We start from the raw sequence: 24,481 nt of genomic DNA on the forward strand, positions 1-24,481 counted from the left end.
AAAGCAGCTTCCCTAGTTAAGAAAGTACAAGCAGATCTTGTTAAGACAGAAATTGAAAGTTTTGATTTTAAAACTTTATAATTTATAATAAAAAACCTGGCTTTTAGCTAGGTTTTTTTCTGTCTTTAGTTCTTTATATATTCATTTAATTAAGCAATTTTATTACATAATCTATAGCCTGTATCTTTACTGATTTATGTAATTATAAATATTAAATACTACCCCTGTTACAATTAAATATACACTCATAAAGAATGGTATTATATCTGCATACATAGTATAAAACTCTCTGTTATATACTATATAAAATAAAAATATTCCTATAATACTTATCTGAAATCCTAGAATACTATCTTTAGGTCTTTTCTTTTGTTTTATCTTCTTAAGAATCAAAAGATCAATAATTATACTTATTATAATCATTGATATAAACTTAATATAATTATTTATAATAATATCTTCAATTCCTATTATAATCACCCCCATTAAATCAAATCATTGTTAAACACATTATACTATATATTTTAAAATATTCTCACTAATAAAACAAAAGTATTGCTTAATCAAATTTCATTCTAAATATTAAAAATATTCTATCTATTATTTTATTTTTAGTAGTATACTGATATTAATATGTTAATTAGACATAAATTTCATATTAAGGAGAAACATATGAAGTATTTATTAAAAAACAAAAAAAAGTTAATACTCTTTCTTATTACTGCGCCTATAAGTGCTTTATCTAGTGTAGGCTTAGCCTTTGTTATGAAGATAATAGTGAACACAGCTACTTCTGGAGATATAAATAAGTTTAAAAAATTAATCTTAATTTGTATTATATATATCCTTGTAGAATCCATACTGTATTTTTCATATAGGGCAATTAGAGCAACGCTTATAAAGGAATCTGTTATTGAACTAAAACAAGATCTATTTAATGAAATTCTTTATAAAAACAGCTCTGATTTTAATAGAAGTAATAGTGGTGAATATATATCACTATTAAATAATGATATTAGACTTTATGAAGAATATTTTTTTAGGAATATCTGTGTCATTTATTATCAGATTTTTGCTTTCTTATTTTCTGGCATATCTATGATAATGTTAGATCCTTTATTAGCAATTATTATTTTTGTATTAGGATTATTCCCTATAAGCATACCATTTATATTTGGTAATAAAATTTCCCACTATAATAAAGTCTATTCTGATACAAATGGAAAATATAATGTTAGCATAAAAGATATTTTTTCAGGCTTTGAAGTTATAAAGAGTTTCGGTGTTGAAGATAAAGTAAAGGAAACATATAAATTTGAAAATAACCGAGTAGAAAAAGCAAAATGTAAGTCTATTACATTTAATTATTTTATTGAAGCACTTTCTTATGGATTAAGTACTATTATGTATTTATCTACCTTAGTAGTGGGAGCTTATTTAGTAATTACACATAAATTTACCCCAGGACTTATGATTGCTGCAACTCAGTTAATGGTATATATAGCCATGCCATTACAATCTATTTCTGAAATTATTACTAATCTTAAATCAGCAAAAGCTATAGATGATAAATTCAAAAAGCTAAAAACCACTAAAATAATAAATCAAAATTATACTCATATAGATACATTCAGAAGTAGCATAAAATTTAGTAATGTTAACTTTTCTTATGATGGAAAAAGAGAAATATTAAAAAACATAAATTTAACTATGGAAAAAGGGAAAAAGTATGTTTTAGTAGGAAATAGCGGCAGTGGTAAGAGTACATTAATAAAATTACTTTTAAAACTATATAACAACTTTAAAGGTAGTATAAGTATTGATAATGTAGATATAAATAATATTTCAATAGAAGATTTAAACAACCTAATATCTGTTACAAATCAAAATGTATTTATGTTTGATGATTCTATAGAGAATAATATAAAACTTTATAATAATTATTCAAATGAAATGTTACAAGAAAGTATTGAAAAATCAGGACTTAATTTGTTAGTTAATAAATTAGATAATGGATTAAAAAGTTCTGTAGGAGAAAATGGTGAAAACTTCTCAGGAGGAGAAAAGCAAAGAATAGCTATAGCAAGAGCTTTAATTAAATCCACCCCAATAGTAATTTTAGATGAGGCAACTTCAAGTTTAGATAATGAAACGGCATATAGTATAGAAGAAAAAATAATAAATATAAAAGAACTAACAATAAATATAAAAGAACTAACTTGTATAATAATTACACATAAATTAAATAAAAATATTCTATTAAAATGTGATGAAATCATAGCTTTAAGAAATGGAATTATAGAAGAAAGAGGAACTTTTCATCAATTGATGAATGATAAAGGATACTTTTACAGTTTATATAATATAAAATAAAAAATATCCCAAAAATTTAGAGTATCCTTTAAACTCTTGAAAGGAACTAAATCATGAATAACTTTTTAAAATTTATAAAAAACACTATTATTAATAATAAAAGTTTATTTTTAAAAAGCCTTATATTTATCTTTTTTATTATAGGAATACAAGCTTTATTACCAATATCAATGAGATGGATCATTGATTCTGTAAGTGCTAAGCAATCAATTTCATTTCTAGTATTATTTATTATAAGCTATGCATTAATTTTAATTATATCTAATTTTCTTGATGTAGCATGGATGAAGTTTCTAGATAAATTAGGTGGAAAAATAATTGATGATATAAGAACTGACTTATATAACTCTATTAATTTAGCCAATTATGAAGACCTGATTATGATAGGAAAAGAAAAACTAAAAAATATTTTATACATGGATACATTAAATATTTTTAGTTCTATTGCATGTTATAGCATTCAAATAATAGCAAATAGTTTTTTAATAATAGTTTTTTTATGTATTTCAGCATATATAAATTTAAAATTAACATCAGTATTATTAATAGCTTCAATTGTAGGTTTTTTAATTTCAATGCTTTCACGTAAACCTATTGCAAATGCATCTATGAAGGTAAACCTTAAAATGAAAGAGGATAATAAAACTTTAAATGAATATGTAGATAGTCTAGAACTCTCAAAAACTAATGATTTAGATAATTACTTTCTTTGTAAAATGAAAAAAAGTTTATGGAACTTTATTAACACCTCTATCAAAGCAGATAATATGCTTGTTTTCCTTAGAAATCTTGTTACAGACTTTCATCAGGTAACTTCAATGGCCTTAGCAGCCATTCTATCTATGACTATGGGTAATTCTTCTGCAGGAAATTTAGTATTTTATTTATTTGTCTCTGATATGGTTTTAGACACTAGTCAAAAATTTGAGTCATATATATATTCCTTAGTTAAAATGATGCCTTCCTTTGAAAACATCAATGACATACTTACCTTGAATCAATGTGCCGCTACGAAAAATATTACCAATATAGAAACAATAGAATTTAAAAATGTTGATTTTTATTATAAGGGTACCTCATCTAAAATTATAGATAATAAAAGTGTTGTAATTAAAAAAGGTGATGTAGTTAGGATTACAGGGTCAAATGGTGGAGGTAAATCCACCTTTGTAAAATTAGTAAAAGGATTGTTATATCCTAAAAACGGTGATGTTCTTTTAAATGGATTATCAACTAAAGATATTTCAATAGATTCCTTAAAAAATGAGATCTTATATATAGATCAAGATGAGATCTTATTAAATGATGAGATAAAAAGTTATTTAAAAGCTATATCAGGAGCTAAAATTTCTCATGACCAATTAAAGCATTTACAAGAAGTAGTACAACTTGATAAAGATATTTCTAAAATATCTGAGAACGGTCATTCTCTTTCAGGCGGACAACGAAAAAAGTTATTAATGATTAAATTATTGCTAAAATATAAATCAGCTTCAGTTATAATTTTAGACGAAATAGAGGCTGGATTAGACATTGAAACTAAAAACCTATTACTGAAAATTGAACAAGAAATTATTAAAACTAAGAAAGATTGTATTTTCTTTAAAATTACCCACGAGGATATGAAAGATATTGAATATACTCAAACTATTAGTGTTTAATTTCTTTTCGAGAAAATATTTCCTTAAAATTTACATTTTATTTAAATATTAACTGTAATTTAGCTGTTATAATATATATATGATTAATTTTCAGACTTTCCAATCGAATACGGGGACTTACATAACTTTTCCCACTTTAAATTAAGAAGTACCTAGAGATTTTTCTAGGTACTTCGTTTTTTTATCAATATGTTTTAAACTTATATTGATAAATCAACTTAGTTAAAGTAAATAAATCATGTTGTCCACTTTAATTTTTAGTTCGCCGAATAAGAAAAGTATGAATAACCATTAAGATTTATTGCTAAATCTAAAAATTATTCTCTCATCTCCATCCGGTATTTCGCTAATGAATTCAGTATAATTGTTGTTAGTATAATTCGCTAATAACTTTCTCCAAAACTTCTGTGTTGGTATATTCCCCTTCTTAAATACAAAAATAAACTCACTTAAAATAAGGTTTATCTCCTTATTTTCATAATTTTTTGAATTTTTATTCTTAGTCATATTGTGGAAATACCAATATGATGTTACCATAAAAATAATAATAAATTAGCTATAAATATTATTTAAATCTAGAACTAACATGGAGGAATAAAATTGAAAAAATACTTTTACGAAATAAAATTCTTTATATTTATGAGAATTTTATGTGATGGAATTATGACTTTATCAATTGCAGCTATACCTGCCCTACAAAAGCAACTATTTGATTTAGTAACAAGCCAAAATGGTAGAATTAAATCACTTTCTATGATTATAATAGCTTATGTTATATCAATGCTTGCTTCTGTAGTTTTCGAATATCTTTCAATGATTTTTACTTGGAAAGCTACTCTAAATTTTGAGCAATCTTTAAAAAGAGATTTCTTTAAATCAATTTTTAACTACAGCTATGAAAAATTCTCATCAAAGGATGTGGGAGAATATATTTCAATTCAAGGAAACGATATAACAGCTCTTGATCAAGATTATTTAACACCTTTAATTGACATGGTACAAGCCGCTAATAAAATTTTAATCTTTGGTATCTTTTTATTTGTAAACGTAGATTGGAGAATATCAACAGTAATTCTTATAGGATCTACCCTTACTATAGCAATTCCTAAAATATCATCAAAACCTTTAGCTATTAAAAGAAATACTTATTTAAATGAAATGGGTCTTTATGTAACAAAAATCAAAGACTTTCTTGAAGGATTTAAGGTTATTCAAAGTAGAACTAGAAAAAATATAAATAGAGAACATGAAGAAATTTTGACAAGCACTAAAAATAAAAGATTTGCATATGGAAAATTTAAATCCATATCAATGGCTTTAGAAGCCTTGGGATTAAATCTTGTAAGTGCAATTGCTTTTATAATTGCAGCAGTTTTGCTATATAGGAGTGAAATAACCCTTGGTACCTGTGTTGCAACCTTTGGTTATATAAATAGTTTTATAGGACCAATTAATGATATGATGTATGATTTTAACTCTCTAAGTTCCCTAAAAGGCACAAAGGAGAAAGTTCTTTCTTATTTAAAAGATGTTCCTAAAAGTAATCTAGTTGTAAAAAAAGACTTTAATCAAGATATATTATTTGAAAATGTAACTTTTGATTATAAAAACTTCTCATTAGAAAAAGTTAATTGTAAGTTTGAAAAAGGAAAAAAATATGCACTTATTGGACATAGTGGTTCTGGAAAGTCTACTTTAATTAGTATGCTTATGTCCTATATGAAACCACATTCAGGAAAGATCTTAATTGATGGACAAGATATAAACTCCCTAGATACAGCTAATATTATGTACTGTGTAAATCAAAATGAACATATATTTTCTACTAACTTTATAAATAATGCCACTGTATTTTCTTCTTACAATGATTCAGAAGTAGATAAAATTACAAATAGTCTTAAAATGAATATAGTTGAGGTTGTAAAATCTAAATCTAATTCACAAAAATTAAGCGGTGGTGAAAAGCAAGTTTTAGCAATTATACGAATGCTTGCAAGTAATACAGAAATACTTCTTATGGATGAACCTTTTGCATCTACTGATGTAAAAACAACTGAAATATTAGAAAATACTCTTTTAAATATGGATGATAAAACTATTATTATGGTTACTCATAAGCTTTCAAATGACTTGAACAAATTTGATGAAGTTATTCTTATGGATAATGGTAAGATCCTTCAAAAAGGACCCTTTGAATACATTTGTAATACAAAAGAATTTAGGGAAATGAAAAAGTGTAATTAAAAGGAGATTAAAACAATGAACAAAAATACTATAAAAGCACTCTTGGTATCAATATTAGTAAGTTTTTTAGGTTTATATATATGTAGTTTTTTTAGTTCAATTATAAATCCTTCAAGGGATAATTCATATTTATCTATGATAATATGCATTTTACTTTATATAAGTGGAATCATAACATTTTTTGGATGCCTTATATTGTATAATATTAAGAACAAAAAAAGTTGATTTTTTCAAAGTTATTCTTTACCATTAAAGGTATAATTTTATCATGATTCTTTCTTCAATATACTTTTCAAATAAAAAGTCCAGCGTTTAGCTAGGCTTTTTTTTCACTCTAGATTATACGACCTTTACAGAATGACTCTTATAATGTTCATGAGTAATGATTAAAAAAGAATTAAAATTATAATTTATTATAAGATATTACCAATAACCTAATATTGCGTATTATTACATTAAAATTTTAAAATAGTGTATTGAGATAATTTTGTAAATATGGTATATCTTATATTGTGTATTAATAAAAATTAATAGATAATATAACATTAAAAATTTTTGTATAACTTTAGATAAGTTATACTACAAATTAGGAGCTACAAGATATGAACATGAATTTGATTAAAAACATAGAGAACATACAATCAGGCAAAAATATCCTTTTATGTTTTCCTTATGCTGGGGGAGGATCTTCGATTTATAGTAATTGGATTAAAAAGCTTCAAAATGATGTAACTGTATGTTCAATTCAATTACCTGGAAGAGAAGATCGTATTATAGAAGCCCCTTATACACATATGAAAGAATTATTGAAAGAATTAAATAACCACATAATCCAACTTAAAAATAATAAAATATTTATTTTTGGCCACAGTATGGGAGCTAAAATAGCTTATGAAGCAGCTAAAATATTAGAATCTCATAATATAACAGTTAATCATTTAATAGTTTCAAGTAGTCGTGTGCCACATATTCCTGAAACAAATCCGATCTCTCATTTATCAGACAAAAAATTCAAGAATAAAATAGCAAGTTTTGGTGTAACACCAAAAGAAATTATCCAAAATGAAGACTTATTTAATTTCTTTTTACCAATGCTAAGGGCTGACTTTATTTTAGATGAAACTTATTATAATGATAAAATTGAAATGCTTTCTTGTCCAATTACATCATTTTATGGGAAAGAAGATGAAGATGCAAACTATGAAACTATTTCAAAGTGGAAAGAATATACCAAAAGTAACTTTGACTATGAAGCTTTTGAAGGTGGACATTTTTTTCTAAAAAATCAAGAAGAAAAAGTTTTAAGTAAAATTACTAAAATACTAAAAAGTAGTTAATGAAAAAATATATAGTATTTAATTATTATAAGGAAGATCAATTAGGAAAAATTATTGATTTAGAAAAAAAACATGTTCATATATGGATTATCGAATGGCAAAAAATATCTAACTTCTTAACAATGTACACACACTGTATGAGTACTCAAGAACAAAGACAACTAGAAAGATATTCATTAATAGAAGATAGAATGAGAGGAAAAGCAAGTAATATTTTAACAAAATATCTGGCAAGTCGTTATTTAAAATGTTCGGTATACAATGTACAAATAAATAGAACTAAATATGGAAAACCCTACTTAGTAATAAATAATAAACAACACTTACAATATAATATTTCCCATTCAGGCAAATATATAGCATTGGCATTCACATATCAACAGACTGTAGGAATTGATATTGAGAAAAAAAGAAGATTATCTAATTTTAACGAAATAGCAAAACACTTTCATCCTTCTGAAAGCAATGCAATACAGCAAACTAATGATATAAACCTTTTTTACAAAGTATGGACTGCAAAAGAATCTTATGCGAAAGCACTAGGAAATGGATTACTAATGGACTTAAAAAGTTTTGAGGTAAAAAATAAAAAAATATATAAAAATGAAGTGAAATTAAAATCATGGACCCTATTCAGTTCTTTAATTGATAATGACTATCAATTGAGTGTAACTGTTAATAATCAATAATTAACAAAGTTTATCTTAATAATATTAGAAAGGTATAAAAATGGAAGATTCTAAAAAAGAAAATAAAAATCGGTTTGAACTCTCAGATATACAAAAAGCATATTATTTAGGTAAAAATAAAAATTTTATCTTTGGCGGAACATCTGCTCAAATTACATATGCTTTTTTAACAGAATTAGATCCTAAAAAATTTGAACTAGCTCTAAATCAGGTAATAAAACATCAACCAATGATGAGAGCAATCATCTTAAATTCTGAAACTCAAGAAATACTGGAACAAGTCCCCTACTATAAAATAAAAATTCAACAGTACACTAATCTAAATGTAAAAGAAGAAAAAAAGATATTTGAACGCAGCTATAAGGAGGCATGTGAAAAAACTTTCATATCAAATAAATGGCCTTTATTTGCTTTTGAATATTTAGTATTAAATGAACAAAAATATTTATTGGTTAGTTTTGACTTACTTATAGCCGATGGAAGCAGTTTAATGATATTAGCAAAAGAAATTACTCAGCTTTATTCTTCAAATGGACAATTTAAATTGCCAGTTTTAAATAAAACCTATATAGATTATATACAAGAACATTTATTTGGAAATAAACAAAAAAAGAGGTATGAAAGAGATAAAAAATATTGGATATCAAAAATACCATTTATCCCAGATGCTCCTGAACTACCAAAGCAAATGAAGAATAAAAACATTAAACAATGGCATATGAGACGTGAAATTTTATGTATTAAGTCCACTACCTGGGGAAAAATAAAAGAAAATATAAAAGGCCAAAATATCTCTAAGACAGCCCTAGTTTTAACTGCTTATGCAAAAGTACTTAGATATTGGAGCAGTAACAAAGAGTTTACAATCAATGTAACTGTTACAGAACGTAGTAAATATAAAATGGAAAATATAATAGGTGATTTTACTCAAACCCTACTTCTTCCTGTATATAAAAAATGCTGTGAATCAGAAAAATTTATAGATGATGTTAAAGGGATTATGAAGGGATTTATGAATTCTTATTTGCATAGTGAATTTCATGGTGTTGAGGTAATAAGAGAATTGTCCGCTTATAGAGGAACTCCAATAATAATGCCAGTTGTTTTTACAAGTATGCTTTTTAAAGATGATTCCTTATATAGCTCTATCAATAAATTAGGAAAGATCGTAAAAAGTATTAGTAGAACCCCTCAGGTAATTTTAGATTGCCAAGTTGAAGAAAATAATGGAATGTTACAAATTACTTTTGATTACCTAGATCATGAAATAAAACCAGATATAATAAAAAAAATGAGTAATCAGATGAAAAAAATATTAATACAGTCTAGTGAAAGTTTAGAAAATTATATAGAAGTACCTATAGATGAAAAAGAAATAATTAAATGGCAAAATTTTAATAATACAAAAGAAAATTATAAAGATAAAAATTTACTTGATTTATTTTATGAATCTGTGGATTCCCACCCAAACAAAAAAGCAATTACGTTTATAGACAAGCATCTAACTTATAAAGAATTAGATATGCTATCAAATAAGGTTGCGAAAACATTAGATAATGAAGATATCGGTTATGGAGACTTTATTGGCGTTGAAACTCAACGTGATATTTCTACAATTGTAAATATCCTTGGAATTTTAAAAACTGGTGCAGCATATATTCCAATCAATAAAATGTTTCCAGAAAAAAGAAAACTTTTTATTATAGAAAAATGCAATATCAAGAAAACTTTAAAACCGTTTGAATTATCAACAGAAATATTAAATAAAAATTATTCATTTCCTAAAAAAAATATACCTATAGATATAACTGCTTATGTAATTTTTACATCTGGGAGTACAGGAGATCCAAAAGGTGTTTCAGTTACACATGCTGCAGCAATGAATACAATCTTATCAATTAATAAAATAAATCAAATTAACCTTAACGATAAAACCATTGGTATTTCTTCATTTGCATTTGATTTATCTGTATATGATATTTTTGGAACATTAAATGCAGGTGCAGAATTAATTATTGCAAATGAGATGAATAACCCAGAAAAGCTTATTGAGATATTGAAAAAACAAAATATAACAATCTGGAATTCTGTTCCATCAGTTTTTGCCATGTTACTTCCACTTATTAATACTGAATCAAAAATACAATCTGTAAGAAGTATTATGATGAGTGGTGATTGGATCCCATTATCATTACCTGAACAATTAAACTCCGTATTTCCAAATGCTAAATTATATAGTTTAGGCGGTGCAACAGAAGCTTCTATATGGTCTATATATTATCCTATTGACAAAGTAAAGGATAATTGGAGAAGTATACCCTATGGTTATCCCCTACCCAATCAAAGAATTTATGTACTAGATAAAAATGAAGAATTATGTCCAACCTCTGTAAAAGGAGAAATCTGTATAGGCGGTATAGGAGTAGCAGAAGGATATATAAATGATAAAGATCGTACAAATAAATCGTTTGTATACAATTCTAAGCTAGGAAGAATATATCATACTGGAGATTACGGAATTATGGAACCCGAAGGATATATATCAATATTAGGGCGTATGGATGACCAAATAAAAATTAGGGGATATCGAATTGAAAAAGGTGATATTGAATCTTGTGCAGAAAAATATCCTAAAGTAAATAAAGCTGTTGTCAAGGTAAATAAATCTAAAACATCAATAGTTTTATTTGTAGAAGCCTCTGATATTGATAAGATAGACTTCCAAAATAAATTGAAAGAACAGCTACCTGAATATATGCTACCAGCTGAAATTATTTTTATGAAAACATTTCCAATAACATCTAATGGAAAAATAGATAAAACTCAATTAAAAGCACCTGAAAAAAAAGTAGATACTCAAAAGAAACCTAAAACAGAAATGGAACAATATTTGTATGAGTTATGGTGTAAGATATTAGAACGTAATGTTATTAGTACTGATGAAAACTTTATTAGTGCTGGAGGAGATTCTTTAAAAGCTGCTCAACTTATTTCAACTTTACAAAAAGAAGGGCATAGCATAACAATTGCAGATTTATATCAGCATAACACAATTGAAACAGCAGCAATATTATTAACTAAAAAAAATAAAGAACTATCAAAATATGATGACCATGGAATAATTTAGTATAAATCTTATATATAACATTCTTCTAATATATCATGAAAGGATAGATAATATGAAAGTATCAAATTTAATAAAAACATATAGTCAAATGGGAATTCGACTTTGGAGTGATAATGAGAAAAACCTTCATTATTCTGCAGTTCCAGGAATAATGAATGATAAAATAAAAGCAGAAATGAAAAAATACAAAACTGAATTGTTAGAATGGTTAGACCAAGCAAAGATAAAAGAAATCCAACATGATGAAAAAACTAGATATAATAAATTTCCATTAACAGATATTCAGTCTTCTTATTTAGTTGGAATGACAAATGCTTATGAATATGGTGGAACAGACTGTCATATTTATCTTGAAATACCACTAAAAAATATGAAATATAATCAATTATTAGTTGCTTGGAAATCTATAGTTAGCCGTCATGATATGCTTCGTACAATCATCAGGTCTGATGGATATCAACAAGTATATAAACATCTAGATTATTCACCAAATATTCTTAGATATAATGTAGATAAAAGAGAGAACTTTCAAGATATAGTTATTAAAGTTCGAAATGATATGTCTAAAAGAATATTCCAAGCAAATCAATGGCCAATGTTTGAGTTAGCAATTACAGAACAAAAAGAAGAAGCTATGCTTCATTTTTCTATATCCATGCTAATTGCTGATTCTATAAGTATAGGAATAATATTAAGAGAATTACTTGAATGTTATCAAGGAAATACTTTAAGTCAACTTGATATCACCTATCGAGATGTTGTTATGTATAATGAAAAACGCAAAAACGATCCAGATATTACTCAAAAATATGATATTGATAAAAAATATTGGTTAAGTAAAATTACACAAATGCCTTTATCGCCTAAATTGCCAAAAAATAATATATCAAATACATCGGAAGATATAGAGTTTTTACATAAAAGAACTGTAATTAATCAAGCTATTTGGGATGATGTAAAAGAATATGCAAAACAAAATCAACTAACAGAAACTTGCGTTCTTTTGACTCTTTATACAGATGTATTAGCTTTGTGGTCAAAAAATCAAGATTTTTCCATAAGTTTAACTAAAATGGAACGAAATAAATCTAATGATCAAGTTGATAAAATTGTTGGAGACTTCACATCAATAGAAATATTATCAGTGTATAAAAATGATGGTAATTCTTTTATAGAAAGAGCTAGAAATATTCAAAAGAGACTTTGGGAGGATCTTGAACATGGAACTTATACTGGTATTGAAGTTTTAAGAGAATTAAGCAAGGTACAAGGCACAAATGTAATAATACCATACGTTTTTACTAGTACTTTAGGAATAAATAACCTCCACAATGATAATATAGATATCTTTTATAGGGCAAGTCAAACACCTCAAGTGTTTGTGGATTGTCAAATCAGAGCTTGTAAAGATGGTCTTGAAATTTGTTGGGATATAAGAAAAAATGTATTCGTGGCGGATATTGCAGAACAATTATTTGAAACATATATTGAAATGATTTATGGACTATCTGAAAATAAAACCCTATGGAACAAACCACAATATTTAGACATTCCAAGTAAAATGAGAGAAATACGTAGAATAGTAAATAATACTAAAATACACTATAATCATAAAAGTTTAATAGACGATTTTCTTAAAAATGTTAAAAAAGCTCCCCAAAATACTGCTGTAATCTTTATGGATCATTCATATTCTTATCAAAAACTATATGATGAAGCCTATCGCTATAAAATAGCATTGGAGAAACGTAATTTTTGTAATGGAGATTTAGTTGGTATTATCATGAAGAAAAGTTTTGAGCAAATAGCAGCTATTTTAGGAACATTGCTGGCTGGGGGTGTGTATGTTCCAATATATAGAGAACAACCCAAAAATCGCATGGATAAAATATTAGAACAAGCAAGGATTCGTTACGTTATTGTAGATAATGATTTTCAAGAAACATTTAAAAATCAGGAATTAACAATTCTAACGGTTAGTATGCTTTCAGAAATAATAAATATAGAAGTACCGGATGAAAAAAACATTGATTATAATAAACCAGCCTATATAATTTTTACCTCTGGAAGTACAGGAACACCAAAGGGAGTTATTATTAGTCATAAATCAGCTATGAATACAATAGATGATATTAATCATAGATTTCATGTTACTTCAAAAGATATGGCAATTGGTATATCCAATATATCATTTGATTTATCTGTTTATGATATTTTTGGAATGCTTTCAGCTGGTGGATGTTTGTTAATTCCAACAGAAAAGCAAAATATAGATGAAATTGGAATGTTAATAAAAAAATATCCAGTAACAATTTGGAATACTGTTCCGGCTTTAATGCAACAGTTAATTTCTTATTTGAACACATTTAATAAAAAGGAAGATTTTTATTTAAGAATAGCTTTACTTTCAGGAGATTGGATACCAGTAGAACTATATAATAAATTGAAAAATTTAATTAATGATATTCGTGTAATTAGTCTCGGTGGGGCAACAGAGGCATCCATATGGTCTATCTATCATGAAATACAAGAAGAAGACACTACGTATAAAAGTATTCCCTATGGAAAACCCTTGGCAAATCAAACATTCCATGTGTATAATAGCAGATTACACAAAGTACCTGATTGGACTGAGGGAGAACTATATATTGGAGGAACTGGCCTTGCAGAAGCCTATTTAAATGAACCTGAATTAACAAAAAATAAATTTCTTATTCATCCTGTTACAAAAGAACGAATTTATAAAACTGGTGACATAGGTAGATATCGTCCAGATGGAGTAATAGAATTTTTAGGTCGAGAAGATTCCCAAGTAAAGATTCATGGTAATAGAATTGAACTTAATGAAATTGAGGCAGTAATGCAACAAAATAAATTAATTGAAAATGCAGCTGTTATAGTAAAAGGATATATACCTCAAGAATATCAATTACATGGATTTGCAGTACCTGCACATAAGGGTAAAAAAGAAATTTATAAAGAAGAAGCTGAAAATTTACAAAGTAAACTATTGAAATTTACCAATATGTTAACTAAAGATATTGATGAAGAACAATTTCAATACTACATGAAAAGTGCGGAAGACATGGCCTTGCTTCAGATTCTTGAATTTTTAAGGGAAAATGGCATTTTTAATATACCAGACAAAGTTTATAATTATCCAGAAATATGTAAAAAGATAAATGCACGACCAGAATATTTTAAATTAATAAAAAGATGGTTAAATGCATTATATACGGCAGGATATATTGATTGTATAAATCAGGAAAACCTAAGTTATTGCGGGAAAAATATATCAATTAATAAGAAGCTTGAACAAGCACAAAAAGTTTTGGAATCAGATTATATAGAAAAGATGGGCTGTAAAATATCACAAAGTTATTTCGAAGAATCTGTAAAGAATATTAAGTTAGTGATTGATGGAACCAAAAAAGCACAAGAAATCTTATTCCCTAAAGCATCAACAGAAACTGCCTTTAGGGTTTATCATGACAATATTTTTTCAGAAATTATGAATCACACAATAGTACAAGGAATACTTTATATTGTTGATAGATCATTAAAGAATCATCCTGAGCATACTCTTAGAATTCTAGAAATTGGTGCAGGAACTGGTGGTACAAGCGATGAAATTTTACCACATCTTAATGGGAAAAATGTAGAATATTATTTTACAGATGTATCTACATTTTTTCTTAATAAAGCAAAAGAAAAATACGCCAAGTATCCATGGATACATTATAAAATATTTGATATTAACAAAGACTATAAATTACAAAATATCAATGCAGGTTCAATGGATATTATCCTGTGTGCAAATGTTTTACACGTAGCAGTTAATGGTTATGAGGCTTTTGATACATTAAAAGCAATTACAGTTCCTAACGGCTATCTTTGTATTATTGATGCAATAAAAGAATTAAATTCGTTATTAACCTCTATGGGCTTTTTATACCGTGTAGATGCTACAGATGAAAGAAGTGAGAAAGAAGAAATATTTTTTCAACTCAATCATTGGTATCGTAACTTTAAATATGGACAGGCAGAACTTCTTTTTGAATATCCAAAACCTAATCATTTTCTTTCTTGTTGTCATCAGAAAGTATTTATAGCACGATTTAATGAAGATAGAATAACTGTCTCTGATAGTGATGTAAAAAAATATTTAAAAGATAGACTTCCCTATTATATGATACCAAAAGAAATTAGTATGTTACTTGAACTACCAAAGACTGATAATGGAAAAATAGATAAAAAAAGATTAAAAAAGATAGCGGAAATACAAAATCATACTGTGCTTTCAAAAGAAAATATTCCACAAGGAAAATTGGAACAAGGCATCGTTAATATCTGGCAAAAAGTACTGAATTTAGAGAAACCTATTGGACGTCACGATAACTTTTTTGAAATAGGTGGAGACTCCCTCCTTCTAGCACAAACAGTTGGAGAAATGAAGAATAGTATAAAAGAAACAAAAAATATTGAATGGGAAACCTTAATGCGCTTAATGCTACAAAATAATACTATATATAAATTTGCTACAGCAATTGCCGATTTTAAGCATACATCATCTAATGATTTTGTTTTTATGACTGAATTAAATGATAGTTATACATCTAATAATACTGTAGTTTTATTTAGTGATGGAACAGGAAGATTAACAATTTATAATGATCTTTTAGAACTTATGAAACAAAAAAATACCCAAAAGAGGATTATAGGTTTTAGTTTTACTGATTATGAAAAATATACTATTTTACAAGATAAAATGGCAATACAAACTATAGCTTTACAATGTGCTAATAAATTAGAAAGTATGAATTTAACAGGCTTGTTAGAATTAACAGGTCACTGCTTTGGGGGTGCCATTGCTCTAGAAACAGCAAGGATTTTGAAACAACGTGGAATTAAACAAGTAAAAGTAATACTTATTGATTCAAAAAAATTTGTATCACAAATTTATTCAAAACTACTTTTTGAGAGAGGTTTTGCATTTATAGTAGGTGCAAATTTAACATCCTGCGGACATAGTATATCAACTGATATACTATATAAAGTAATTAAAGATTATGGAGTATCAATTACAGATGATCAATTATTAGAAGGACTTAATAACATTTTAGGAGAAAAAAATCCATATATAGATTTAATTCATCTGACTGAAAATGAAAGATTAAATAAAATTTATGATACCTTAAAGAATAATACTTTACCTTTAGTAGACAATTTTTCAAAAGCAGAGTTTTGTAAACTTTATAATATATTTCAAAAAAGTGTTAATTCTTTTATTGAATATTCACCAGAAAATTATATAGGAGATGTATATTCTTTTGAATGTAATAGAACGAATAAAATTATTCTTTTGGACTCCCCTAAAAATCAGGACTATATTACCTATAAATATATTTTAGGAAATATAACAAAACATAGCCTACACGGAAATCATATAACATGTATGAAAAAACAGAATGTTCTTCCAGTAGCAAAACTTTTAAATACACCGGATAGAAAGGAAAATTAATGAAAAGATTAATAGGTGTTTTAGGTTGTGGTGGAATAATTGGATATTCTGCTTGTAAAGAACTTTTAAAAGGATACTCTGTAAAAGGAGGTCAAAGGAAACAACCTGATAAGCTACTTGAAGTTCCAGGATTTTTATGGAAAAAAACAGACTTATTTCAATTAAGCAGTCTCAGAGAATTTTGTAAGGGATGTGATGTTGTACTAAATTGTGCTGGACCCTCTTATAAAATCAAAGAAAAAATTGCCAACATAGCAATAGAAGAAGGAGCTATTTATATTGATGTTTCAGATGTTATTTTAAACGATAAAACAATAAAATTTAAAAAAAATGGGATATATATTTTGGGAAGTGGTTATGTACCTGGAAGTTCTGGAATGATTCCATTTCTTATAGCTAATGATTTTAACCACATAGAAAAAATGTATTGCTTTCAAGGAGGTAGACAAAATCTTTCCAAAATAGCATTTGCAGATCTAATGATAAATTCCATTGCAAATTCAGGTTATGCAAATACGTATATACAAAATGCAAAAATTATAGAGGATAATATTAAATCTAATAAACAATATTATATACCGGGTATGAAAGAAAATGTTTTTATAAAACCTTATATTAGTACAGAATTATTAAAGGTATGTGAAGAATTGAAAATTGAAGAACTACATTGGTACAATGCAGTTCCTGATAAATTAATGGTAGATATGATACAAGAAGCCTATCAATCATTCACCCAATTTGACATTAATACTGCCATTTTAGAAGCACAAGATAAGTTAAAAGAGATCTCTAGTATTTTTGACCAAAAACAATGGTCAACTCTTGTATATGATGTATTCGGTTCTAAAGCAGGAACTTATATACGAAAACGCTATGTTATTGAATTAGAAGATAGTAATACATTTTGTGGGAAAATAGCAGCATTAACAGTAAAAAGAACATTAGAAGCAAAACTTTCATCAGGAGTCTTTTGGGCAATGGATATTGTTAAAAATAATATACCAGAATTAAAACAATATCTTTTAGAAAATAGCATTTATACAGAACTTCTTCTTCCTTATAATTCGGAAGAAATTTTAAGTGTAGAAATGGAAACAGATTTCATATAGTAGAAAGGAGAAATACTATGTATATAAAAATTAATGGTCTTTGCAAAAGTTATGGAACTAATGATAATAGTGTAAAAATATTAAAGGATATTAACACAGAAATTGAGGAAGGAAGAATATGTACAATATTAGGTCCAAGTGGTTCCGGGAAATCAACTTTTTTAAACATTATAGGGGGATTAGAAACTGCGGATAAAGGACAAGTAATAGTGGATGGCATAGATGTACTCTCACAAAAAGCTGATGCTCTTACCATGTATAGAAGAAAAAACTTGGGATTTATTTTTCAGTTTTATAACTTAATACCAGATTTAACAGTTCGTGAAAATATAAGAGTATGTGAAAACTTAACGAAAGATCCATTAAATCTAGATGATTTAATAGATGTCTTAGGATTAACAGATCATAAAAATAAATATCCATCTCAATTATCAGGAGGACAACAACAAAGATGTGCAATTGCACGTGCATTAATAAAGAATCCTAAGCTACTTTTATGTGATGAACCTACAGGTGCTTTAGATTCAAAAACCTCCTGTGAAATATTGGCTTTATTAGAGAAGGTTAATAAAGAATATGGTACAACAATACTTATGGTTACACATAACGAAGCAATAAAAAATATGGCTCATAAAGTGATTATTTTACGTGATGGCAAAATAGTTCAGGATTATACTAATAAAAATATTCTTTCTGCTTCTCAAATTAAGTGGTAAAGGTGGAATAATATATGGTATTAAATAAAAGAATAAAACGAATTTTTTATAAAAACACTATAAATTATATAGCTATATTTCTATTGGTTGTTATGAGCAGTTTTTTAGTTGTTGCTTTTGGTGGAACTACCTATACAGCACGAAAAACAGTAGAAAACAATTGGAAGGTCAATAATGTTGAAAATGGTGAATTTACCACATACGTTCCATTAACTAATAAGGACTTAAAAAAATTAAAGGACAAGTCAGTCACAATAGAAAAAATGTTCTATATGGACATAGAATCAGAAGAAGGAAAAACTGTACGTATATTTAAAAATAGAGATACAATTAATAAGATTCAGTTGAGAAATGGGAAATTAGCAAAACAAAGTAATGAAATTAATTTAGAATATACCTTTGCAGATAATTTTAAATATAAAACTGGAGATACAATTAAGGTTGGAAACTCTAACTATAAGGTTATGGGAACTTGTGCAGTACCTGATTATGCCCATCGTGTACAAAATATTTCAGATGTTGGAACAGATGAAAAGTTTGGAATTGGTTTTGTAGATGCTGAAACCTTTAAAGATTTATTAAAGGATAAAAAGCTTAAAAATAAACTTGTTTATAATTATGTCTATGTTAATCACGGCACTATAACAGATTCCAAAGTAAAGGACATGTTGTGCGAAATTCAATGTGACAAAGATTCAATTACAGATACTTATATTAAAAGTCAATTGGAAAAAATGCAAAGTACTCGTTCAAATATCGAAAATGGATTTGAAAATATATTAAATGCTTCAAAACTTTATAATAGCAACTTAGAAACAGGTGTACAAAAGGTCTATAATGGTGTAGAAAAATATTTAGATAAAACTATGAAGTACGATCTTCCTGTTTTAAAATTTTTCACAGAAAAAAGTAGAAATTCTAGAATAACTGGAATAATTCAATATAATGAACCTATGCTATCCTATGCAGTAATAGCTGGAATACTTTTATCTACTATTATTGCTTATATTCTAACGGTTTTCGCAGTTAATAATATTAAAAAAGATAGTGTTTCAATAGGAACTTTATTTTCTTTAGGTATTACTAAAAAAGAACTAATATATCATTATATGATTTTGCCTATATTAATTGTTATGTTGGGTTCTATTGCAGGTACTATATTAGGGATCAACGGTGTTACTTGGTTTATGGCCTCAAATTATTCATATCCCCTTCTTATACCAAGTGTATCCCCAAGCTTATTAGCTTATGGTATTATAATGCCTCTAATTTTAACAGTGATAATTAATTTTTTAGTTTTAAATAAAAAGTTGTCAATGAAACCCCTTCAAATGATGCATCCAGAAAAGTATACAGAAAATATAAATCTACCAAAAGTAAAAGGTAAAAGCTTTGAAAGAATTTTTAAAAAGACACAATTTTTACGTGAGAAACGTAGCTATATAACCTTATTTATGGGAATTGGCTTTGCAATCATTTTTATGATGCTAGGTCTATCACTATATAGCACCATTGAAAACTATGCAGATAAAGTTACAGTAGATATGAAATATAACTATATGTATTTATTACAAAACCCTTTAGAAAAACAACCAGACAATACAGAAGTTAGCTACACAAAACCATTTACAATATATTGTAAACAAGCTAAAGCGGATATGGATGTTATTCTCCAAGGAATTAATTCTAAAAGTAAATATTTTGATTTTGCTTCTGATTTAAAAAACGACCATAACTTAGTCTATGTATCAGATTCAGCTGTAGTAAAGTATGGTTATAGTATTGGCGACAAGATAACATTTACAGATCACTTAAATAATCGAGATTATACATTTACTGTAGCTGGAATTGTTCCATTTAAAAATGGAATATACTTCTTTATGGATATTGATGCAATGAGAAAATATTTTAAAGTTGATGATACTTACTATAACACATTGTTTTCTAATGAAAAAACAGATATCAAAGATACAATGTTAATAAATACAATAACAAAAAATACAATCTATGAAACAGCAAAAAGTTGGCTAAAATCAGCAAAAGCATATTTACCACTATTTTTAGGGGTTGGTGTTGTTACCTTTATAATTACAATGTATTTGCTAGTAAAAACAATTATTGAGCATGCAGCATCTAATATTTCTCTTATGAAAATCCTTGGTTATACAAATAAAGAAGTGGAAGGAATGTATTTAGGCAATTTAAAATATGTTGTCTTATTGGATATAATAGTATTTGTTCCCCTTTCAGCTTTACTAATGAGGAGCATGATTCCTTTATTAAATGCTACAATGGGATCAGGAATGGCAACTTACATTAAGCCAAGCTTCTATGTAATATTAATTTTGTTTATACTATTGGTTTTCTATTTTATATTTACTATATTAAAATTTAAAGTAAGAAAAATTACTTTTATGGAAGTATTAAAAAATAGAGAATAATGTTGTTGCTATAATAAAAAAAGTTATAGCATATGCAGTTCAATTTTTAAATTTATATAATAAAAAAGCTTGGCTTTAGCCATGCTTTTTATTCTTATTAAAGTTAACTCAATACCTCAACTATTATATTTTTTCTGTATTACTTAAAATTTTATTAATATACTTAAAATCAACATTACCTTCAGTTATTTTATAATATTTAGATGACTTATATTTATCAGAGGTGGTTACTTGCATCATATTGTTATTATAAAAAGTTATTATTAATTTTTTACTACTTTTTAATTGGTTTTTATGTTCATCATAACATTGATAGAATGTAATACAAAAGACTTCGCTTTTTTCATTTTTAGAAGCTTCTTCATTACCAATCTCTTTAAGTTTGAACTTATTTAAGTAATCTAAAATTTTTTTACTTTCTTCATTATCATTATTATAGTTTTGAGTATTTTCTTCTTTCTCGTCCTTTGATCCGTTTTTTGAAACCTGTATTTTGCCATAATTGCAGTCAGTATAACTCTTAATCATTCTCAATGAATATAAACTACCCTTTTCTTTAAAAACATAAGGATATACTTTATAACCACCTATAATGCAACAAACAACTAAAGCAATAATAATAACTTTATTTCTGTTTTTTTTCATATACTCACCTCGTATTTTTAATTATCTTCACATTAACCAAAAAAATATTGTATACTTTAGATATTTACATTCTTTACACTCCTTAAAAGCTTATAAATATGATCAAAATCAATCTTTCCATCTTTTATTTTATAATATCTTCGTTTACTATAAGTCTTATGTCCCATAATATCATCACAATAAGAACAAATTTCTAAAGTTGAATCAGATAAGAAATCTAATTTTAAAAATCTACTAAAATCATGATCATGCTTACACATGTCCAAACTTTGATGAAAAATAATTTCTCTAATTGTATCCTTTTTTAATCCTTGTTTTTCAAATTCACTTTCTTTTTTAAAAGCTTCTTCTCTTCCTATTTCTACAAGTTGAAATTTATTTAAATAATCTCTAACTTCCTTGCTTTCTTTAATGCATTCTTCGTACCATACATCTTTAATTTTTCCTTTTTTTAACTTAGAAAGTATTATAGTGTCAAAATCGAATCCATTATAATATTTACTCATCTTTAATGAATATAAATTTCCCTTTTCTCTAAAAACATAGGGATATAATTTGTATGCACCTATGATACAACATATAACTAGAATTAATACAACAAATTTATTTCTCTTTTTCTTCATTTTTTCACCCCATATTTACTTAATTATCAAAAATATATAATTTAGTATCTAACTGTTCTTTATACTACTTAAAATTTTATTAATATATTTAAAATCAATTTTACCCTCTACCCTAAAATATTTCTTTGTATAATCTTTATAAAAAGTCATAATGTTTAAATTAGAATTATTATAAAAATATATTGTTACTATCTTACGATGTTTATAATCTTTTTTACATTCTTCATTGCATTGAGTAAAAGTAACTTGAGAAATTTCAGATTTTTCATTTTGATTTTCATTTTCTAAGACTTTTTTGCTACTTACCTCTATAAGCTTAAATGTATTTAAATAATCTAAAATTTCCTTACTTTGTTTTTCACAATCTTTAAAGACTTCATTACGGACTTCCTTCACTTCCCTTGTCTTCCTTCTAAAAACCTGAATCCCATCATAATGACAATCCTTAAACTCTTTACTCATCTTCAATGAATACAAATTACCTTTTTCCTTAAAAATATGAGGATATAATTTATAACCCCCTATGATACAACATATAACTAGAATTAATACAACAATTTTATTTCTCTTTTTCTTCATACATACACCCCCTAATTTATTTTATTATACACGATATTTATTCAGAATATAAAGAAAATTTTTTATATTTACTCTCATTTTTAGAAAATAGATATAAATAATTAAAATTTAAAAGGGAGCATAGCTCCCTAACATGTATAAATAGTTAAACACAAGTATTTACCTTTTCTTGCTTCATTACCAAAACTATAAGTGCTGAATTCTAGTTTTTATAATTCTAAGATAAAGCTTATAAACTATAAAGAATAATAGCATTAACAATCCAATATTAATAATAACTATTGAGTTATTAATATTCATATATAAAATATTCTTACTAAAACTTTTTACGTTTATATTTAGAAGTTTGCTTATAGTAAAATTAAGTAAATAGAATCTATCTGGGAAAAGAAAATATACTATATTTAATAATATACTGAAACATAATATACCTATATCTAAGATTGATAGTGTTACCTTCTTTTTTACATCCCTATCAACATATCTAGCCAGTAGCATTGTAACTACTAATATACTTAAATAGACAACTAAATTATTAAGCTTAGATATGCGAATATACTCTATATTTACAGTCCTTTTATCAAATAATAATTTATGCATAAAAGCTAAAATAATCATAAATAACTTTTGAATAAAAAAGAAGGAAAAAGCCACTATTCCCATATTTTTAATAATATCTTTTTTACTTTGAAAATTCATAATGGCACATTCATAGTTTAAAAATAATATAACAGTCATTATAAAGAAATAACTTAGATTAAATCCTATTGTATTCTTTATTAGTGCAACACTTACAACTATCATAAGTAAATAACTAATAAATAAAGTTAAATTCATTTTTATAAAATAGTTAAGATTAAAATCATTAAACTTTTCACTATCTACAAAACCATTTATTTCTGTTAAAAAGTCTCTTTTGTTAAAGTTCTCTATGGCCTTTTGTATAGCTTGTTTTTCTGATAATCCTTCATTCATATAATCATATTTAGAATCATTTAAATGCTGTATTAGTTCCATTTTTAACTCTTCCCGTTCCCCAACTGGAAGATTAGTCTTTTTTAATAAATTTGTTATATAAATTTCAAATTCCCTCACCGCTTATACCCCCATTAACTTATCCAACAAAACATTAAAGTTTTTAATCCCTAAGATTTTTTCCTCTAAATACTCCCTTCCCCCTTTCGTAATATTATAGTATTTTCTATTTCTATCCTCTTTAACTTGCCAGAAAGATTCAATCAACTTTTTGTTTTCTAATCTTTTTAAACAAGTATATAAGGTTCCTTCCCCAATTACATAAGTATCATTACTTTTTTCTTTGATTTCTCTGCTTATTTCATAGCCGTATGATATTTTACCATTTAAAATGCATAGAACTAATATGTCTATAGATCCTTTAAATATCTCTATATCCAT

17 protein-coding genes are annotated in these 24,481 nt (G+C 26.3%); 10 read left to right on the forward strand and 7 right to left on the reverse strand.

Features of this window, described 5'->3' with window-relative positions; all coding sequences use genetic code 11:
* Window positions 1–186 precede the first annotated feature (186 nt).
* The gene (locus QOZ93_RS12010; RefSeq protein WP_307356741.1) at window positions 187–423 is read right to left on the reverse strand and encodes a hypothetical protein; all 237 of its coding nucleotides are present in this window, start codon (window positions 421–423) and stop codon (window positions 187–189) included.
* Window positions 424–672: 249 nt separating this feature from the next.
* On the opposite strand from QOZ93_RS12010, the gene QOZ93_RS12015 reads away from it, so the two are divergent.
* Both QOZ93_RS12015 and QOZ93_RS12020 read left to right on the forward strand, forming a co-directional pair.
* Complete coding sequence (locus tag QOZ93_RS12015; protein ID WP_307356742.1) at window positions 673–2,373, forward strand: ABC transporter ATP-binding protein; 1,701 nt, start codon at window positions 673–675, stop codon at window positions 2,371–2,373.
* Window positions 2,374–2,426: 53 nt separating this feature from the next.
* Window positions 2,427–4,034, forward strand: coding sequence for an ATP-binding cassette domain-containing protein (locus QOZ93_RS12020; protein ID WP_307356743.1), 1,608 nt, complete (start codon window positions 2,427–2,429; stop codon window positions 4,032–4,034).
* A gap of 291 nt (window positions 4,035–4,325) precedes the next feature.
* Here the strand turns inward: QOZ93_RS12020 and QOZ93_RS12025 are convergent, their stop codons facing one another.
* Window positions 4,326–4,541: a hypothetical protein gene (locus QOZ93_RS12025; RefSeq protein ID WP_307356745.1), complete on the reverse strand. Its 216-nt coding sequence runs from the start codon at window positions 4,539–4,541 to the stop codon at window positions 4,326–4,328.
* A 93-nt stretch (window positions 4,542–4,634) separates the two neighbouring features.
* On the opposite strand from QOZ93_RS12025, the gene QOZ93_RS12030 reads away from it, so the two are divergent.
* From QOZ93_RS12030 to QOZ93_RS12065, 8 genes are all read left to right on the forward strand, one after another.
* Window positions 4,635–6,278 carry an ATP-binding cassette domain-containing protein gene (locus QOZ93_RS12030; protein WP_307356747.1) on the forward strand — a complete coding sequence of 548 codons (1,644 nt, stop codon included), beginning with the start codon at window positions 4,635–4,637 and terminating at the stop codon, window positions 6,276–6,278.
* A gap of 602 nt (window positions 6,279–6,880) precedes the next feature.
* Window positions 6,881–7,615, forward strand: coding sequence for a thioesterase II family protein (locus tag QOZ93_RS12035; protein ID WP_111944445.1), 735 nt, complete (start codon window positions 6,881–6,883; stop codon window positions 7,613–7,615).
* Window positions 7,615–8,304 carry a 4'-phosphopantetheinyl transferase family protein gene (locus QOZ93_RS12040; protein ID WP_307356749.1) on the forward strand — a complete coding sequence of 230 codons (690 nt, stop codon included), beginning with the start codon at window positions 7,615–7,617 and terminating at the stop codon, window positions 8,302–8,304. Before QOZ93_RS12035 ends, QOZ93_RS12040 begins: the two co-directional genes overlap by 1 nt.
* A 40-nt stretch (window positions 8,305–8,344) precedes the next feature.
* On the forward strand, window positions 8,345–11,431 hold the full coding sequence (locus QOZ93_RS12045) for an amino acid adenylation domain-containing protein (protein WP_307356750.1): 3,087 nt from the start codon (window positions 8,345–8,347) through the stop codon (window positions 11,429–11,431).
* Between the two features lie 52 nt (window positions 11,432–11,483).
* Window positions 11,484–16,952 (forward strand): non-ribosomal peptide synthetase, encoded by a 5,469-nt coding sequence (locus QOZ93_RS12050; RefSeq protein ID WP_307356753.1) that lies wholly within the window; start codon window positions 11,484–11,486, stop codon window positions 16,950–16,952.
* Window positions 16,952–18,061, forward strand: coding sequence for a saccharopine dehydrogenase family protein (locus tag QOZ93_RS12055; protein ID WP_307356755.1), 1,110 nt, complete (start codon window positions 16,952–16,954; stop codon window positions 18,059–18,061). The genes QOZ93_RS12050 and QOZ93_RS12055 overlap by 1 nt, the downstream gene beginning before the upstream one ends.
* A gap of 17 nt (window positions 18,062–18,078) precedes the next feature.
* A complete protein-coding gene (locus tag QOZ93_RS12060) occupies window positions 18,079–18,777 on the forward strand; it encodes an ABC transporter ATP-binding protein (RefSeq protein ID WP_307356757.1) in 699 nt (232 codons plus the stop codon).
* Between the two features lie 14 nt (window positions 18,778–18,791).
* The gene (locus QOZ93_RS12065) at window positions 18,792–21,218 is read left to right on the forward strand and encodes an ABC transporter permease (protein WP_307356758.1); all 2,427 of its coding nucleotides are present in this window, start codon (window positions 18,792–18,794) and stop codon (window positions 21,216–21,218) included.
* A 123-nt stretch (window positions 21,219–21,341) separates the two neighbouring features.
* On the opposite strand, the gene QOZ93_RS12070 is transcribed toward QOZ93_RS12065, so the two are convergent.
* From QOZ93_RS12070 to QOZ93_RS12090, 5 genes are all read right to left on the reverse strand, one after another.
* On the reverse strand, window positions 21,342–21,863 hold the full coding sequence (locus tag QOZ93_RS12070; RefSeq protein ID WP_307356760.1) for a hypothetical protein: 522 nt from the start codon (window positions 21,861–21,863) through the stop codon (window positions 21,342–21,344).
* 56 nt (window positions 21,864–21,919) lie between these two features.
* A complete protein-coding gene (locus tag QOZ93_RS12075; RefSeq protein WP_307356762.1) occupies window positions 21,920–22,486 on the reverse strand; it encodes a hypothetical protein in 567 nt (188 codons plus the stop codon).
* Between the two features lie 48 nt (window positions 22,487–22,534).
* Window positions 22,535–23,065, reverse strand: coding sequence for a hypothetical protein (locus tag QOZ93_RS12080; protein ID WP_307356764.1), 531 nt, complete (start codon window positions 23,063–23,065; stop codon window positions 22,535–22,537).
* 186 nt (window positions 23,066–23,251) lie between these two features.
* Window positions 23,252–24,160, reverse strand: coding sequence for a permease prefix domain 1-containing protein (locus tag QOZ93_RS12085; protein ID WP_307356766.1), 909 nt, complete (start codon window positions 24,158–24,160; stop codon window positions 23,252–23,254).
* Between the two features lie 3 nt (window positions 24,161–24,163).
* A complete protein-coding gene (locus tag QOZ93_RS12090) occupies window positions 24,164–24,481 on the reverse strand; it encodes a PadR family transcriptional regulator (RefSeq protein WP_111944456.1) in 318 nt (105 codons plus the stop codon).

This window comes from Hathewaya limosa (assembly GCF_030815255.1).
In the GTDB taxonomy this organism is placed as follows: Bacteria; Bacillota; Clostridia; order Clostridiales; family Clostridiaceae; genus Hathewaya; species Hathewaya limosa.

Excerpts from the sequence above, each read along its gene's own strand:
- QOZ93_RS12070 (WP_307356760.1), bottom strand. The coding sequence starts at position 21,863 with ATGAAAAAAAACAGAAATAAAGTTATTATTATTGCTTTAGTTGTTTGT.
- QOZ93_RS12055 (WP_307356755.1), top strand. The coding sequence starts at position 16,952 with ATGAAAAGATTAATAGGTGTTTTAGGTTGTGGTGGAATAATTGGATAT.
- QOZ93_RS12040 (WP_307356749.1), top strand. The coding sequence starts at position 7,615 with ATGAAAAAATATATAGTATTTAATTATTATAAGGAAGATCAATTAGGA.
- QOZ93_RS12050 (WP_307356753.1), top strand. The coding sequence starts at position 11,484 with ATGAAAGTATCAAATTTAATAAAAACATATAGTCAAATGGGAATTCGA.
- QOZ93_RS12075 (WP_307356762.1), bottom strand. The coding sequence starts at position 22,486 with ATGAAGAAAAAGAGAAATAAATTTGTTGTATTAATTCTAGTTATATGT.
- QOZ93_RS12080 (WP_307356764.1), bottom strand. The coding sequence starts at position 23,065 with ATGAAGAAAAAGAGAAATAAAATTGTTGTATTAATTCTAGTTATATGT.
- QOZ93_RS12060 (WP_307356757.1), top strand. The coding sequence starts at position 18,079 with ATGTATATAAAAATTAATGGTCTTTGCAAAAGTTATGGAACTAATGAT.
- QOZ93_RS12010 (WP_307356741.1), bottom strand. The coding sequence starts at position 423 with ATGATTATAATAAGTATAATTATTGATCTTTTGATTCTTAAGAAGATA.
- QOZ93_RS12020 (WP_307356743.1), top strand. The coding sequence starts at position 2,427 with ATGAATAACTTTTTAAAATTTATAAAAAACACTATTATTAATAATAAA.
- QOZ93_RS12035 (WP_111944445.1), top strand. The coding sequence starts at position 6,881 with ATGAACATGAATTTGATTAAAAACATAGAGAACATACAATCAGGCAAA.
- QOZ93_RS12025 (WP_307356745.1), bottom strand. The coding sequence starts at position 4,541 with ATGACTAAGAATAAAAATTCAAAAAATTATGAAAATAAGGAGATAAAC.
- QOZ93_RS12065 (WP_307356758.1), top strand. The coding sequence starts at position 18,792 with ATGGTATTAAATAAAAGAATAAAACGAATTTTTTATAAAAACACTATA.
- QOZ93_RS12015 (WP_307356742.1), top strand. The coding sequence starts at position 673 with ATGAAGTATTTATTAAAAAACAAAAAAAAGTTAATACTCTTTCTTATT.
- QOZ93_RS12045 (WP_307356750.1), top strand. The coding sequence starts at position 8,345 with ATGGAAGATTCTAAAAAAGAAAATAAAAATCGGTTTGAACTCTCAGAT.
- QOZ93_RS12090 (WP_111944456.1), bottom strand. The coding sequence starts at position 24,481 with ATGGATATAGAGATATTTAAAGGATCTATAGACATATTAGTTCTATGC.